Here is a 14,744-nt window from a genome sequence, read left to right as displayed (position 1 = left end):
AGATCAGACATGTTCACCGCTCGTTTTTGAACCGTGAATCACGCCGCAAAACGGAAATCAATGGGTCCTGACCCTAGCGCTCACCTGTAGAAAACTTGACAGTTACCGGGTTTGCGCCTTTAACGCGCAGCTCCGCCACATGCTCACCTGGCTTGGGTACATCGATCCAAGCATCCAGATCTTTGGCGACCTTCTTGCCGTCCAGATACCATTCAACAGATTTTGCTTCGGTGCGGCCAGTGAATGTACCCCAGAGATGCAGCGGTCGGTCCGGGCGCACCACTTGCCCCTCAGAGGGGTGAATAATGGCGAGTTCGGGTGGCGCTGGTGGCAGTTTAACTTGCTTGGTGTCTGCCGTTGCGGTGAAGTAACCGTCATGAGCAAGGACCCTAATCCAAACCTTGTCGACCGGAATGGTGTTGGGGTCGATCTCAACGCTGTTACCTCTCGCACCAACCCTGAGCCCGTTCCAGCGTTCACCATCAGAAGACCATTGCAGCCAAATATCGGGATCGTAACTACGCTTGGCCCCGGTCGTTTTCCAGGAAACCTTTAGACCAGACTTGCCAATGCTGGCTTCAGCCGAAGCCAATTTAACCGGCCGTGCCGGTCGCTTGCGCTCCCATATGACTGCGTCCCCCTGGCAGATGCGGATTGCAATTCCGGAGCCGACATCGCCCATTGCCGCAATGAAACTATACGGCGGTTTAGGCGGATCCTTTTTATCGCCTCCGCCGCAACCGCAGCCATCGCCATTGGCGTCGTGATTATCCATTGTGAACACCGGCGCAGATGAGATCACCTCGTCCTTGTCCCCGATCAACTGCAAAACTAGATCGGTACGCGCGCCAGACATCCGCAAGGGCCGGGTTGGAACCCGTACGAGGCTTGCGACCGAGACCTGCATGTCTTTGCCGACTTCACCCACGATCGTCACGAAAGGACGCATCTGGTCTTGCCTGTCGACTTCCATGGCGCCTGCCCCCACCGAATTGCCGCCAGACACGCCCGTTGCCAGCGCCACCGGGTCAAATTCGGCGCGGTTCAGCATATAGTTATGCGTAAAGATCGAGACCCACCGGGGGCCGCAATAACCCATCAGATCCTCACTGTTGGCTGGCCGGTGTATTGTCCCGTCATTTGTGTCGAGGCCGTATTCGCCGATGCTCGCATCCGAATAGACAGTGTTGCCATTGCTATCGGTCGTTGTCATGCCGGTATCGTAAGGCTCGTAAAGCGGGTAGCTCGCGTTTGGCGTGCCGACCGTGCCACATGGGGCATGTGGTAAACCCGCCTGATGGCCCAACTCATGCGCCAACGTGACCGGGCTACCGGACAAGCCAGCGCCGTTGCCGCCGCTGGCGCATCCTGTGTTGCCATGCGAGCGCGGGATCGCCGCATTGACCAGTCCATAGTAAAGCCAATCGCCCTGATTACCGTCATTCGTGCGCGCGTTAGCCACGAAATTCAGGATCGGCGTCCAGTTGGGATCGCATCCCCCCGCTGGGAAATTGTTGTTTGTCAGACCTTGTGTTGTTGTCTGACTGTCGATGATCCGCACGTTGGGCGTACTGCCTACCGGGAAAACCCGAAGCGCAAAGCTGGTATCAGCGGCAACTTGCGCTGCGTTGGGGGCAGGCAAAGTAATATTGGCGCCGCCGCCCATCGGTGGACCGTTATAGCCAATTGTGACGGCTGCAACGCGCAACTCTTGCTCAAGATCGACATCAACAAGCTGTTGGGCCGTGCCGCTGCCTCCATAGCAATCGTCTGGCGACGAGACAGTGATAGAAAGGCGCAAGAGCCCGGTCATCACGTTGGCAGGGATAATGAAGTTCAGCGTCGCATCAATGTCGCGTCTCTCTGCGTCGTAGCTTGAGAAACTGTCCTGCGCTGTCACCGGGGCATTGGACGGAACGATATTGGCCACCGTGGACCAGATCCCACCAACCCGGCGTTCCACTTGAAGTGTGCCACTGACATTGCCGAGCTGCCCATTATCGAAATTCGGATCCTGTCCACTGCGCAGATATGTCCGCACCCAGGCCGATTTATTGGCAACAAGTTGAAGTGAGTTGTCCGGGCCGCGGTCAGCTGGATCAGTCAGATGCTGGTTGGCTCGGAAATACTGTATCGCCTGCGTTACCTCGACCCCGTCGATGGATAGATCCGGCGGGTTCTGGAAAACGAGGTCTAAGCCCTGACTTACTGTAGGAGGTTTACATTTACCGGTCACGACGATTTCGACCCGCACTCGGGTCGTTTGGTCGAAGTCAGTCTGATCGAAGTCCCAGCGTCCCAGATCGGGGGCCGGTGAAATCTGCGCAATGGCAGCGCCGGTGTCTGTATTGACGATGCGCACAGTCACTGAGTCAGCGGCGCAGACCTTCCAGCGGATTTTCAGAACCTCGCCGGGTAACAGGCAGTCGTCGTTCTGATGCCCTTTGACGATAAACTTGAGAATGTCAGCGCTCGTGCCTTCGAACTCAGCCAACATCGTGCCGCTTTTTCGATAGTCCAGGAAACGATCGCAGACGCTGATCGTTTGGGTCGGAGGAATGATCGCCAAACCACATCCTGCACTGGACGGGACGATCACGCAGATGCGTTCGTCTGACCACGAGGTCGGCACAGCGATCGGACCGGGGTTCATCGTGCCATGCTGGGTGAACTGCACTTGCCCCGCAATATCGCCAAACCCGCACCCGCAGATCGCAACCGTGTCACCGGGGCAGGCACGCTCTGGGTTGATCTTGGTCACGGTGTAGCATTCGATACTGCACCAGTTTCTATATGCATCCGTGATGCAATCCAGGATGGGCTGGCGGACACAAGTTTGACAGCAAGGCACTTGTCCGCAAGGGGTTTGACCGGTGCAAATGCACATCACATATTCGAGCAGATCCTTAAAATGACGCCCTGCGTGCGCCTTCTTGCAGATCAGGTTGACAGCTGCTTCATGAAGCGCGGTCAACACCTGGAACCGGCAACGTTGTTCAAGCAGCGCGCCGACGTATTTGATCATTGTTGGTCTGTGACCACAGGATACATGCATGGCCGCAAAGACCATCAAGCTCATGTCTTTGTCAGAGATCAGGGACTTACCGGTCGGGCAGACATGGTCGGAACAGCACACCGGGTTGGGTTTGGATTTGATGGGCTTACAGCTGTCATCATTGCAGTCGTCGGAAAAAATGCCCTGCAAGATACCGCCTGCATCATCCCCGGATGCGTCGCCACAGCCGCAGCCTGTTGGCGACTTGGCACAAAGAGCATTGAGGACATCCACATAGCGCCCCTTGGCAGCGACGTCTCCGTTCAGAACACTCCAGGCATCACTAAGCGAGTTGTCAAAAATCGCAAGCGTCGGGCGGATGCACTCAAAGAAGTGAGTGCGCTTGCGCAGCAACCGATCAGCATCCGCAAGCTCAAGCGCTTCCTCAATGTCATCAAGAACGCTTTCTGGCAAAAACGGCTTATTCGGTGCAGCCCAGCTTAGCGGACGGCTCAGGTGACACGCCAGCTTCTTTGCCGGGATGGCGACGTCGATTTTAATATCGTCGGTGCAGGAACAATCCTCAATCTGGAGCCGGGCTTTATGGATGCGCACGCCATCGCGGTCGCGCAGCTTTATCCGCAATTCCATCGGACCTGCACATCGACAGTCTTCGGGTATTTTCGACGAATCCACTATGAGCACAAATCGGCCATCGGCGGCCGTCAGGACGCATCCAAGATCGATCTTACAGCCGTCTCGCTTGCGCCAGCCATCCCCAAATACCGCCTGAATCTTGACCAATATACCGTGTACGGGCTGACCGTTCTCCTGTTGGGTGACACGACCGAAAACAGATTGAATAAGACTGGACATAGCTAAAGTAAGCCTCCGTTTTAAAAATGAACTTCTGTCAATTTCTCTCGGGAATTGCGCCAAATAGGACGCTTTACACCAATCTCGACCAAGTGTGATTTGCAAATTTGGAATAGTGTTAATGCTGTTTAAATATGCTTTTATTTTGCGCCAAAATACCCAAAATGTCAATCAGGTGCCACCTAGGGCGTCGCCGCTCGGAGGCATTAACAGCAATGAACACCGCACTCCTTCCGCACGGTGCCAAGTGCAAAATGCCGCACAGCTCTGACGTGAAGAACTGGTTATTGTGCAATTTTACCGCGCACGCGGCCAAAAAGCACTGAGCGGCCCATAAAAGGCATTCAACACCCCGCTGGCATTCTGCGGACGCAGCCCGCATTTCGGTCATTCGCTGCAAGTGCAAATTTTGGCGCTGCTCGTACTCACACATTGCGGACGAAGCTGCCGGTTGCTGAACGTCTGCTTCCCGTTAACGCTGAATCTCAGACGATCCACCCAAAGACATACCCCGCCCCAAGCGAACCCAGAACTGCAAGCAGCAGATAGAGCATCAACGGTTGCAATTTGAGCACCGGTGCGATGGCCATAGCACCCCAGATGCTGACCGCGCCGCCCGAGACAAGGAAAGCCATCGCCGCGCCTTCGGACATGCCGTTGTCGATCAACCCGCGTGTCAGCGGGAGCGCAGCGTAACCGTCGATATAGGCCGGGGCACCGACGAAGACTGCGGCGGGTATTGCCCACCATTTGTCTTCGCCAACATATGTTGCTAGTGCGCCCGGCGTCAGTGCGGCGTTTAAGGCATACTCGGCGGCAAATGCCGGGATCAGGCAGATCAGGATCAGCCGCGTGGTCGCCCAGAACTGTCTGCTGAAAGAATGCCTTCGTGCCTCAGACCGCCATACCCATGGATCAAAGGGTTGATCCCTGCCGCATCGTGCGGCACTCAGTTGGCGCGCAAGACCATTGTCTCGAAGCGCGCTCATTGCCCAAGGTGTCTTGGCGAATAGCCCTGTGATCACGCCCCCGAATATGCCTAATCCGAAAGCTGCGAGTGTTTTGCCGATCGCAAAGCTCAAACCCAGTGTCGCGGCTGTTGTCGCGAGCATCGCCGGATCAGTTATTGGGGAGGACAGCCAGAATGCCATGATCGGAGCAAGTGGCACGCCCGCTGCCAGCAATCCGGCCATTAAGGGCAGCACCGTCACACCGCAGACCGGCGTGATGGCTCCGATGAGCGATGCAGCCAAAACCGTTCGCAACGTCCTGCCCTCGAACGCGCCAGCGATATGGGTATCCGCGCCGCTGGCGATGATCCAAGCTGCTAGAACGATGCCCGGAATGACAATGGGGGCAACGACAATTAGACTCCATACGACGAACATTGCTGCGTTTGCGGCGTGTTCCGGCCAAGCAAAACCTACACCTGCCAACAGAAGCAGAAACAGGCCCCACACTAAGGGTTTCCGGTTGGGCGGTCGGTTGGCAGCTGTCTGATCGGACATGAGATACTCCTCTGACCTTGAAAAATAGTGCGGCGCGAGGCATCTGTGAAACGCATAGTTTCAATTTCCGATATTGGAAAAACAAATGGAAAACCTGGATAGCGATCTTTTGCGAACCTTCATCGCCGTGGCCGATGCCGGCAGTGTCACAGACGGTGCCGCCCGCATCCACCGGTCGCAGTCTGCAACGAGCCTTCAAATCAAGCGCCTCGAAGCGATCCTGGGTCAGCCGGTCTTCGACAGGCATGGTCGCGGGGTGGTCCTGAGCGACACGGGACGAAAGCTATTTCCAGTCGCGCAGGACGTGACGGCACGTCTCGATGCGGCACTACGAGAGATTTCCCAGAACACGGTAAGCGGGAAACTACGTTTGGGCATACCCGACGATCACGGACGAACGAAACTCGCGGCGATCATTGCGACCTTCACCCGCCATCATCCGAAAGTCGAACTGGATGTCACATGCGCTCTGAGCACCAGTTTTCCCGAGGCCCTCGACAAAGGTTCGCTGGACCTTGCGGTCTATGAGGTCGAAAACCCGTCCAGCCATGAGGAAGTTCTTTATGAAGACCCAACTTGTTGGGTGTCGTCGGCGCGCTGGAATTTTCAGATCGATGAAAGCCTTCCGGTAGCCTTGTTCGATCATGCATGCTGGTGGCGCGACGCGGCAGTCAATTCATTGCAAGCCCGCGGAGAGCCATATCGCGTTGTATATTCCAGCCAGAGCGTCTCTGGCGTGATTGCAGCGGTTGAAGCTGGGATTGCAGTAGGTCTACTTGGTCGCTCGTCGTTTCACGCAGGTCTATCGGTGGTGAACGACGCATTGGGCTTCGGAAACACGCCTGCCTCCAAGCTGGTGATGGCATCCAGCAAGCCGAAAGAACAAGGGCCTCAGGACGCTATGAAGGAGGCGATCCGAGCCGCATTTATGGCCAAGCCATAAAAAGCTGACTTTCGCTGCGCTCTGTCGAATGGGCAGGTCGGACTAGGTTCCTGACATCGGAGGCGGCGCGGCATCCTGTGGTATGACGCCTGTGTCAACGTCGGGTCGTCGTTTTGGGAGGGCATGGCGGATCGGAGGATTAGTCATGAAAATACCAATCTTACCTGCCATTCGCGCACTTCGACTAGCCTGGAACAAGGGCCGCATTGTCGGTCAGAAGCGGCTACTGAAACCAAAGCATGTCTGGGCAATCTGGGTGCGGCTTGAATTGGCAGAGAACCATCGTGATCTTGCTCTGTTCAATATGGCAATCGACAGCAAGCTTCGCGGCTGCGACCTTGTGAAGATGAAAGTTGTGCATGTGATGGCGTCAGGCCAGATCAAGTAACGCGCCTCAGCGCTACAGAACAAGACGCAGAAGTCAGTTCGGTTTGAGATATCGGAAGGCACCCGCACATCCGTCGAGAAATGGATGGAAGACGAACTGATGGTCGGATCAGAGTATCTTTGGCTATGAGTCCTGACCCTAGTTGGCTGGCTTCGATGTGCTGAAAGGCAACTCGATCCAATGCTAGCATCCAGGGCTGAAGCCTGAGATCTGGCAAGTGTTAGCCCACAACGCACCCTTCAGGTAGCAGCCGCCGCCGTTTAGAGATCAGATTAGATGCCGTTCGCCATTCCCTGGTGCGGTTTGTTTGCGCGACGGGTGAAAAACCAATGCTTTGCCCATTCGGCACAAAGGCCACGTTTAACCAGAAGCGCCCTTATATATTTGGATTAGTGGTTGGCGGTACTGGTTCTCAATAGACTTTATTATTCTGTCACTGGAGAAAACAACATTAATGACCAGCCCAAAATTGACAGGAGCATCCGGTGACGATCTCATTCAAGGGCTCGCATTTCCCAAAAGATGTGATCTTGCACGAGGCGTTTTTCTATCTGCGCTACTCAGTGTCGTATCGGGATCTGGAAGAAATCCTGGCTGAGCGCAGAGTTAAGGTTGATCACGCGACGCTGAACCGTTGGATCGTCAAATATGCGCCATTGATTGCCGACATGGCACGTCGGCAGTAGCGAAACTGCGTCCGCCTCTGCAACGCTCGATGGGATTGAAGTTGCGCAGATGATCAGAAAGGGTCAGTTCGGAGTCGGAATCTGCCCGGTCAAGCAGTTTGCGAACCAAACCGTATGAACTTAGTAAATTCCAACCAGCCCTCACACTTCAGAGAATTTTGCGACAAAGCCGCTAAGATCATACCGAACTTGCGAATTCGGGCCAACGGCGGCTCTTCCCGCAATATGCGGCGGGAAGGGCAGAGTAGATGAACGGCAGATTCCTTTCGCGAGCTGTTAGTTCGTAGACCCGCCGATTTTGTGGCTGCGGCGAATGTCTCCTTTGATGAGCTGCAGCGCAGTGGTGGGACATATCTGCCAATGGCAAGTTCGGGCGGCCCGTTCATTTGCACACAGCGTCTGGCAAAATCGCAAAGGTCAGTTACAGTAGCCAATGTTCAAGCGCCCGCTTCAACACAATGCTTTGCTGCAACCTAACAGTTGCGTGAGATTTCGGGATAGGTCAAAAAAAGTTATGCCCTCCTAGCAATCTCAATTCAATACTGAAGAATATGAGTAATTTGGCGGAGATTTAAGTGCGACTTAGCGTGGGCATCGCTGTGTCAATTCTGGTGGCTGTGTCTATCGGAGTGTCGACCTTTATTGTCCATTCCCTATGGTGGACGACTGCGCGCGACAATAGCCGCATGCTTGCAGCTGAAATCAACGGCCAGATAGCGAACACTGTCCGCATCGAGGTGGGGGTGACGCTTAGGTCGGCCGAAGCCGCTTGGGCAGCCGTTCGCACGATCTTTGTTCAGAACGTCATCGCGACGCGACAGGCCGACAAGCGCGAGTTTGTTTTTCTGTCGCAACTGCAGGCGCAGCCGAATATCTCATGGATGTTCTTTGGCTGGCCCGATGGCAATTTTTTCGCGTCGCACCGTCTAGGTGACGGCGGGCTTGAGATGATTGAAATCGACAAGGGGATCCGCGACCGAATGCTGCGGAAGGATCGCTATATCTTTATCCCCGGTGACATTCAGTTCGAGGAGCGGACCTTTACTGAAACATCCTATGATCCGCGCGAACATGCCTGGTTTGAAAACTTCATGGGGCTCAGCTCTGCGGGGTGGATCGAAACGCACGACCTTCCGGATAGTAAAAAAACCGTTTACGCCTTTGCTGGTCCGATAGACGTCAACCGAACGCGGCAAGGTGTTCTGGCCGTTGCAATCGAAACGGATCGTTTGTCACGTTTTCTCGCCACGCTTGCCCCCGGCGAATTCGGCGCGGCATTTATTCTGAACGCTGACGGCAAAGTTATTGCAGTACCTGATGCAGAAGCGGATGAGATTACCCCGGCGCGCATGGGCGAAGGGAAGCTTTATGAAGTTGCCATGATCTCAGGCGAAAGGTTGTTGGCAGATCCCCAAGCGAATGCCCAAGGCACGTTGACGAAACGTGTCGTCATCGACGGCGTGCCTTATGCGGTGGCGCTGACTCCACTGGGGTTTTACGGCTGGCGCGTTGCCACGGTCATACCCGAAGCGGCGTTTCTGTCGAGCATCGATGAAGCGCTGATAAACTTGATATACGTTTTGATCGGTGTGGTGATCGTCGCAACCGGGCTGGCGATCTGGCTGATCCGAAGCATTGTCGCAAATCCGTTGGCACGCATCGCCGAAGATCTTGGCAAAATCGAACGCTTTGACGTCGAACGCATTGAGCGCAGACCCTCCAGACTGTCTGAGCTTGCCAATCTTTCTGCGGCAACCGCGAGCATGGCCGCTGGTTTGTCCGCTTTCCGAAAATACGTGCCCACCGATCTCGTGCGTATGCTGGTTGCTGAGGGCATCAAGATACAGCCGGGCGGAGAAATGAAACAGATCTCTGTGTTGTTTTGCGATGTAGCGGGTTTCACAGGGCTGTCCGAAAAACTTGGCCCAAATATTGTCCAGCTGATGGAGCCCTTCTTCAGCGCAGCCTCTGCGGCCATTACTCAAAACGGTGGGACGATCGACAAGTTTATTGGCGATGCCGTGATGGCGTTTTGGGGAGCGCCGCGTAAAGATGCCAACCACGCTGAAAATGCTTGCCGCGCAGCGCTGGACCTTGTCGCCGCCGTGGGCGCGTCCGGAATAGAAGATGAGGCCGGCAACCCCCTACGCGTCAGGATCGGGGTGAACAGCGGCGAGGCTCTGGTCGGAAATATCGGATCAGAGCAGCGGTTGAACTACACCGCGATTGGTGATGTCGTGAACGTTGCCAGTCGGTTGGAAGGGGCCAACAAAGACTATGGAACGCTGATCCTGGTCGGGCCGGAAACGAGGCGACAGGCCGCTGACGCAATCGTGGTCCGAGAGTTGGACACGCTTACCGTGTTTGGACGTGTTGAAGAGCTGGTGGTCTACGAACTGATCGCGATGGCGGATGGGCGTTTTGGATCATTTGCCTGGATAGAGGCTTATGAACAGGGCCTTGCACATTATCGGACAGGGCGGTTTGAAGAGGCCGTTGCCGCATTCGCGGCCGCAGACCAGGCGCGAAACGGAGACTCCGCCTCAATCGCCATGATGATCCGCGCCCAAGACCTGTTAGACAGGCCGCCAAAGGAAGGCTGGCGTGCGGTTACTAGCACCAACAAGAACCAGTAGGAAACTTCCGTTAAAGTTAAGGGGCTTCGGGAAAGTCCGACAAGTCTCGCGTTGTGTGTGCTCAGCGCGCCGGGGACTTCGCTCGCAGTGAATGTCCGGAAAGTGGGTTGCGACCGCGGCATCACCACCCGGTAGCCAATGTCCGGATTGGGCCGTCTAGGAAAACGACCCTGTGGCTCTAAATTTCAAAAGCTTCCGCGATGGCCAATGTGCCCTCCAACTCTAGGCCAGGATACCGTACCGTCCTATCCATTTTTGTATGTTCAGGCAGAAGTCGCTTATTGCGCAGATTGTCAATGTTTCTGCAGATCTGAGTAACCTTGGCTCACCTCTTAGAATGCGTTCCGTTGGTGCTCGCCTCAAGGTCTATGGGCTTCACCCATTCCCGGACAATCCGCACATACAGGCGGGTTGAGACGAGCGGGCGCTCATGAATAGCGGAAATTAACATGCCCGTCGTTTGCTAATTTCACTAATACTCTTAAGGTGAATGGAGCCTTAGGAGGCCTTAATGAAAAACCTAATTTTGATCTCGGTCTTGGCCGCTACTAGTACTGCGACCAGTGCCGAGGAGCAACGCATCGAGCTTAATAATTTCTATCCGCTTTCTCAGGAAAACTTTGACCTTGGTGATCATATTTTCCACATCGCCGACAACAAAGGAGGATTTGAAGTTATCGAAGGTCCTGTTGACGGCGGGCTTGCTCGATGCCTTGGATCGGGGTTCGGTTACCAAGATGGGACCAACTCAATCTCCGGAATATGCATTTTTGGTGAGGGCGAAGACACTTTCACGATGCGTTGGAAAGCAGGTGAAAAAGGCGCGGCTAACTCTTGGGAAATTATCGTCGGAACCGGGCGCTATGATGGAATGACTGGCGAGGGCATAGCCACGACGGACATTGTGTCGATGTACCAAGCACTACCTTTGAGGCGAACCCACATAGTAGGAACCGTGGAAATCCCTGAGTGAAATGTTGTCCCTGAGTTTATGACGGGTAGGGCCGTTGGATTGATCGTGGGAAGCAGGGCATGGGAAAACGTTACTGTTGCTCCAATGTTGGGTAGGTGATGGCGTCAGACATCATACACATCACAGAGAGCAGCATTTCGCGGTTGCCGACGCAATGTAAGCCGTCCCAACAAAGCGCTCTTACTTCGAGGCCTTGAGTTGTTCGTCCAGATCAGAGAACGATGCGGCCCAGAATTCTGCCAGGAACGCTGAAACCTCCTGTTCTGAGATTTCCGACCTATTGCCCTCGGCATCCGTCGCTTGACCCATTGTGTATCGCAAGTCGGTGCCGGTGTTCGTTTGCGTCAGCTGATATGTCTCGGGCAGGCTTACTCCAGTGCGCGCCGGATCCTGGATGCAGGTCGAGAAATAATCGAACGGTTCCCAATCAGTGATGCGATAGAAAAAGTCCGCCAATTCGTGAGAGCAATGATAGCCCGACCCATTGCCGAGACGCCCTTGTGGGCTGTCGACGGTGATTTCCTGTACACGGTTCATCCATTTCAGCTTTAGTTCCGGCGCGACCAACGCCTCCCAGACAACTGCAATTGGGGCATCGAAATGATGGAGGAACGTCCAAACTCCGTCTTCCTTGGTCAAGAAATGGCGTTCGCGGTTGGCACGCAAACGTTCCCAAGATTTAGCCAAATCGTAGACTTTCATCGAAACCTCGCCAAAATGTTCGATGTCCTGTGAAAACGGTTCCACTATGCCTTTGATATCCATGGCGTTTGCAGCGGCCTCGCTAAACAGCGCGTAACTGCGTACACCGGTGGCTTCAACAACGTTCGTCTTGGCCATTCGGTGGACCAGAACAACGTCGGCGCCGGAAAAGTCTTTTACCGGGCCAAGTTGCATTTCTTCGAACTGGCCATGATGGGTGATAACCTTCAAATCCAGCCCTCCGACATTGGCACACGCGTTGCAGGTACAGGTTGTGTTGGCAATTATGTCCTGCCGACGAAGAGCAAATGCGTTGTAGAGATTCTCGCAGATGGTCAGGAAGGTCTCGCCGGAGGGGAAATCCTGCCGGGTTGAATATGCCAGAACGGCATCGCCTTCGGTTTTCCAGAAATGGAGCGGATCACCCACCTGTTCGACCAGTACGCCCAGCAAGGAATGCAAAATCGGATTAGCGTGATCCATTTCCGAAGTGGTCAAAAATTGTGTGTAGCCGGAAATGTCGGCGATCAACAGATATCCAGTTTGTGTTGACATGGCACGCTCCCCAAAAGAGTGTTTGGCGCGGTTATTTTGACCTACAAAGGGTTCAAAACCACTTTGGGTCCAAATGCGCCATAGACGGTCATCATGGTGTGTAGGCTGGAGCTCAGACGCAAAGTTGCCGGTGAGAGCCCGAAGTGGTTACCAAGTTCCCGCAATACAGCCCCTAAATGGCGCCGCCGCTATAGCGACGTCACTACGCCCATCCGAGTTGTTTTAGAGAGTGCCCATCATTCCAGATTTTGGTCATTCGGGCGATCTTATCACCTTCAAATTCCATAACGTAGGCATAGTTGGTTGCGATTTCTTTGCCGGTGGCAGGAACTGGTCCACCTTCACCGGTTTGTTTGCCTCTGAATACTGCTGTGGCCGTTACGATGTTCCGTTCGTGATCAGTCGAGAATGAGGTGATGTCGTAATTGCCATCGGGGATTGGGGTCAAAATTCCGGCGGTCCAAGCTGTATAACCTTCGATTGTCGAGATATCGGCCAATGCGTCGGCTTCACATGTAAAAGCGGCACCGTCCTGACAGTATGTCTTGCAGACGTTCCAGCCTTTGCCTGTTTCGCATGCATCAAAGAAGGCCATAGCCGTTTCGGAAATACTCATCGTGCTTCTCCTATCCCTGTTTTACTAACGTCCAGCGCGTAGTCGCCTTCAATTCCGTCTGGATGGGATAGTTTTAGAACATTTATTTTAAAAAATCAATTTTAAAATAAATAGGGGATGAAATTCACTCGCGAATTTCCCTCATGATCAAGTCGTAAAAGTTTGGTATCACGTGCTTTTTTTCGTCGTGCCGCCCATACAAGACGGTCCCGTGAACGCAAAAAACCACAAAGCTCGCAAGCTGCGCCGTGTCCTTCTCCGCCCCGATATCTCCTTCCGCCTGGGCATTGCGTAGAGCGGCTTCAACCAGCGACTCCACCTCTGCACAGAACGCGCCCACCTGTTCAGCGGCCTCAGGACTTATCACATGTTTCTGCGCAAGGTGGTTCATCATCAGGCAGCCCTTGTATTCCGACTTGGCGGCCCCCAAAAAAACGTTTCGGAGAAACATTTCGACGCCCTCTAAGTTAGGGTTGTCGATCAGAATACGATAGCGCGGCCCGATAACATGATCGCGGTAATGATCCAAAGCTGCTGAAAACAATCCTTCCTTGTCTCCAAACTCCTTGTACATGCTGGCCGTGTTCAGCCCGGTTTCGCGGACAACGTCACTTATCGATGCAGCTTTGTAGCCGTTTTGCCAAAAAACACCCATGGCTTTTTCAACTACAGCTTCGCGTGAATATGATCTTGGTCTACCCATCGGAGTATATTAAAATGATCATTTAAAAATCGCAACACGTACCGTCTGAGCAAGATCAGGAAAAACCGTTACGCAGGGTAGAATATTCGTGAACTACCACGTTTTGCATGGTGTGCTCTTAAATTCCAACTCGCAGGCAAATAGTTGATTTGTCATTGCTCCGTGTAGCGGGAATGCTCCTGCGTTTTCTAAAATTGACGTCAGGACTGACAGCCATTCTTATTGTTCAAACCAACTGCAGAAAATGCGCGGCTCAATTTTCGCATTCCAGCGCGGCCTTCAATGACCGGTTCGATGAAATTCGCTGAGTGGCAAAGTTCCGATGGTCGAACGAGCCTACCCTGACCTAGGCCATTTGCACGAGCAATGCTGCATGATTTACAGCCTGGTCGCGTATCCCTGAAAATGTGAATCCTGACTCGTTTAGGTATCTCTGTAACGAGCGTCGGCTCACTCCCATTTCATCTGCCACGCATTGGACCGTTGCCCTACCGTTTCGTGCCAAATCGAGCCTTGGTTCGGGACCAACGGACCACTCGTGGCGCGCTGATGTTCGCGTAATCTCCAACGTGGAAATTCGACCTATTTGAGTGCAAGGTAATTTAGGGCTGCATTTGGAGGAATACGTTTTGATGGAATCGAATTCTGACTCTGGGACTTCCCCAGAATACTCCAAAGCGGTGGAGAAATTTGATCTGGACGTCGCGAAGTCTGTCTTTTTCGGTAATTTCAGCGACGGGATCAATGCATGCGTAGAATGTTGTGATGTCCATTTGCAGGGCAATCCCCTGGCTTTGAACTGGATTGCATTGGACGGGCACTATGAGACCCGCGACTTTAGACAGTTGCGCGATGAAGCTGCACGCTTCGCCAACTTGCTGAAAGAACAAGGTATCCAACCCGGTGACATCGTGGCGGGTCTGTTTCCGCGCACCCCGGATCTTGCGACGGTTGTTCTCGGCGCCCTCCGAGCTGGTGCGGCCTATCAGCCTTTGTTTACAGCCTTTGGGCCAAAGGCCATTCAGGACCGTTTGACCATGAGCGGAGCGAAGCTGGTTGTGACCGACGCCGCGAACCGCAAAAAGCTTGTCCGTCGTCAGAGATATTCGGAGAGGTGAAGCGTTTTCGTAACAGAGGCTCTGGTTCGGTTTCTGTTTGAGTTT

Annotated in this window: 9 protein-coding genes and 2 pseudogenes; 6 read left to right on the top strand and 5 right to left on the bottom strand. The window is 54.0% G+C overall.

Translation table 11 applies throughout. The annotated features are described in order from the left end of the window. Nucleotides 1–73: 73 nt before the first annotated feature. Together AC2FFF_RS19555 and AC2FFF_RS19550 are read right to left on the bottom strand one after the other, a co-directional pair. Nucleotides 74–3,871, bottom strand: a complete 3,798-nt coding sequence (locus AC2FFF_RS19555; protein WP_281973972.1) for a hypothetical protein — start codon at nucleotides 3,869–3,871, stop codon at nucleotides 74–76. Nucleotides 3,872–4,356: 485 nt separating this feature from the next. Next, nucleotides 4,357–5,379: a permease gene (locus AC2FFF_RS19550; protein WP_281973971.1), complete on the bottom strand. Its 1,023-nt coding sequence runs from the start codon at nucleotides 5,377–5,379 to the stop codon at nucleotides 4,357–4,359. An 85-nt stretch (nucleotides 5,380–5,464) separates the two neighbouring features. On the opposite strand from AC2FFF_RS19550, the gene AC2FFF_RS19545 reads away from it, so the two are divergent. From AC2FFF_RS19545 to AC2FFF_RS19525, 5 genes and pseudogenes are all read left to right on the top strand, one after another. Beyond that, nucleotides 5,465–6,322, top strand: coding sequence for a LysR substrate-binding domain-containing protein (locus AC2FFF_RS19545; protein ID WP_281973970.1), 858 nt, complete (start codon nucleotides 5,465–5,467; stop codon nucleotides 6,320–6,322). A gap of 145 nt (nucleotides 6,323–6,467) precedes the next feature. Beyond that, nucleotides 6,468–6,833 (top strand): annotated as a pseudogene (locus AC2FFF_RS19540) (integrase); the annotation flags it as partial. Between the two features lie 362 nt (nucleotides 6,834–7,195). Continuing rightward, nucleotides 7,196–7,387, top strand: a pseudogene (locus tag AC2FFF_RS19535) (IS6 family transposase); the annotation flags it as partial. 584 nt (nucleotides 7,388–7,971) lie between these two features. Beyond that, a complete protein-coding gene (locus AC2FFF_RS19530) occupies nucleotides 7,972–10,032 on the top strand; it encodes an adenylate/guanylate cyclase domain-containing protein (protein WP_281973969.1) in 2,061 nt (686 codons plus the stop codon). Nucleotides 10,033–10,543: 511 nt separating this feature from the next. Then, nucleotides 10,544–11,005, top strand: coding sequence for a hypothetical protein (locus AC2FFF_RS19525; protein WP_142640399.1), 462 nt, complete (start codon nucleotides 10,544–10,546; stop codon nucleotides 11,003–11,005). 180 nt (nucleotides 11,006–11,185) lie between these two features. On the opposite strand, the gene AC2FFF_RS19520 is transcribed toward AC2FFF_RS19525, so the two are convergent. The 3 genes from AC2FFF_RS19520 to AC2FFF_RS19510 form a co-directional block, all read right to left on the bottom strand. After that, nucleotides 11,186–12,262, bottom strand: coding sequence for a DUF2652 domain-containing protein (locus AC2FFF_RS19520; RefSeq protein ID WP_281973968.1), 1,077 nt, complete (start codon nucleotides 12,260–12,262; stop codon nucleotides 11,186–11,188). Nucleotides 12,263–12,464: 202 nt separating this feature from the next. Next, a complete protein-coding gene (locus tag AC2FFF_RS19515) occupies nucleotides 12,465–12,878 on the bottom strand; it encodes an ester cyclase (protein ID WP_281973967.1) in 414 nt (137 codons plus the stop codon). A gap of 124 nt (nucleotides 12,879–13,002) precedes the next feature. Next, the gene (locus AC2FFF_RS19510; protein WP_185956758.1) at nucleotides 13,003–13,533 is read right to left on the bottom strand and encodes a TetR/AcrR family transcriptional regulator; all 531 of its coding nucleotides are present in this window, start codon (nucleotides 13,531–13,533) and stop codon (nucleotides 13,003–13,005) included. 680 nt (nucleotides 13,534–14,213) lie between these two features. Here AC2FFF_RS19510 and AC2FFF_RS19505 point away from each other — a divergent pair. Then, nucleotides 14,214–14,699, top strand: a complete 486-nt coding sequence (locus AC2FFF_RS19505) for an AMP-binding protein (RefSeq protein WP_496883076.1) — start codon at nucleotides 14,214–14,216, stop codon at nucleotides 14,697–14,699. Nucleotides 14,700–14,744 lie beyond the last annotated feature (45 nt).

Source organism: Ruegeria sp. YTSA226 (genome assembly GCF_059609905.1).
This window is presented reverse-complemented; position numbering and strand designations above follow the sequence as displayed.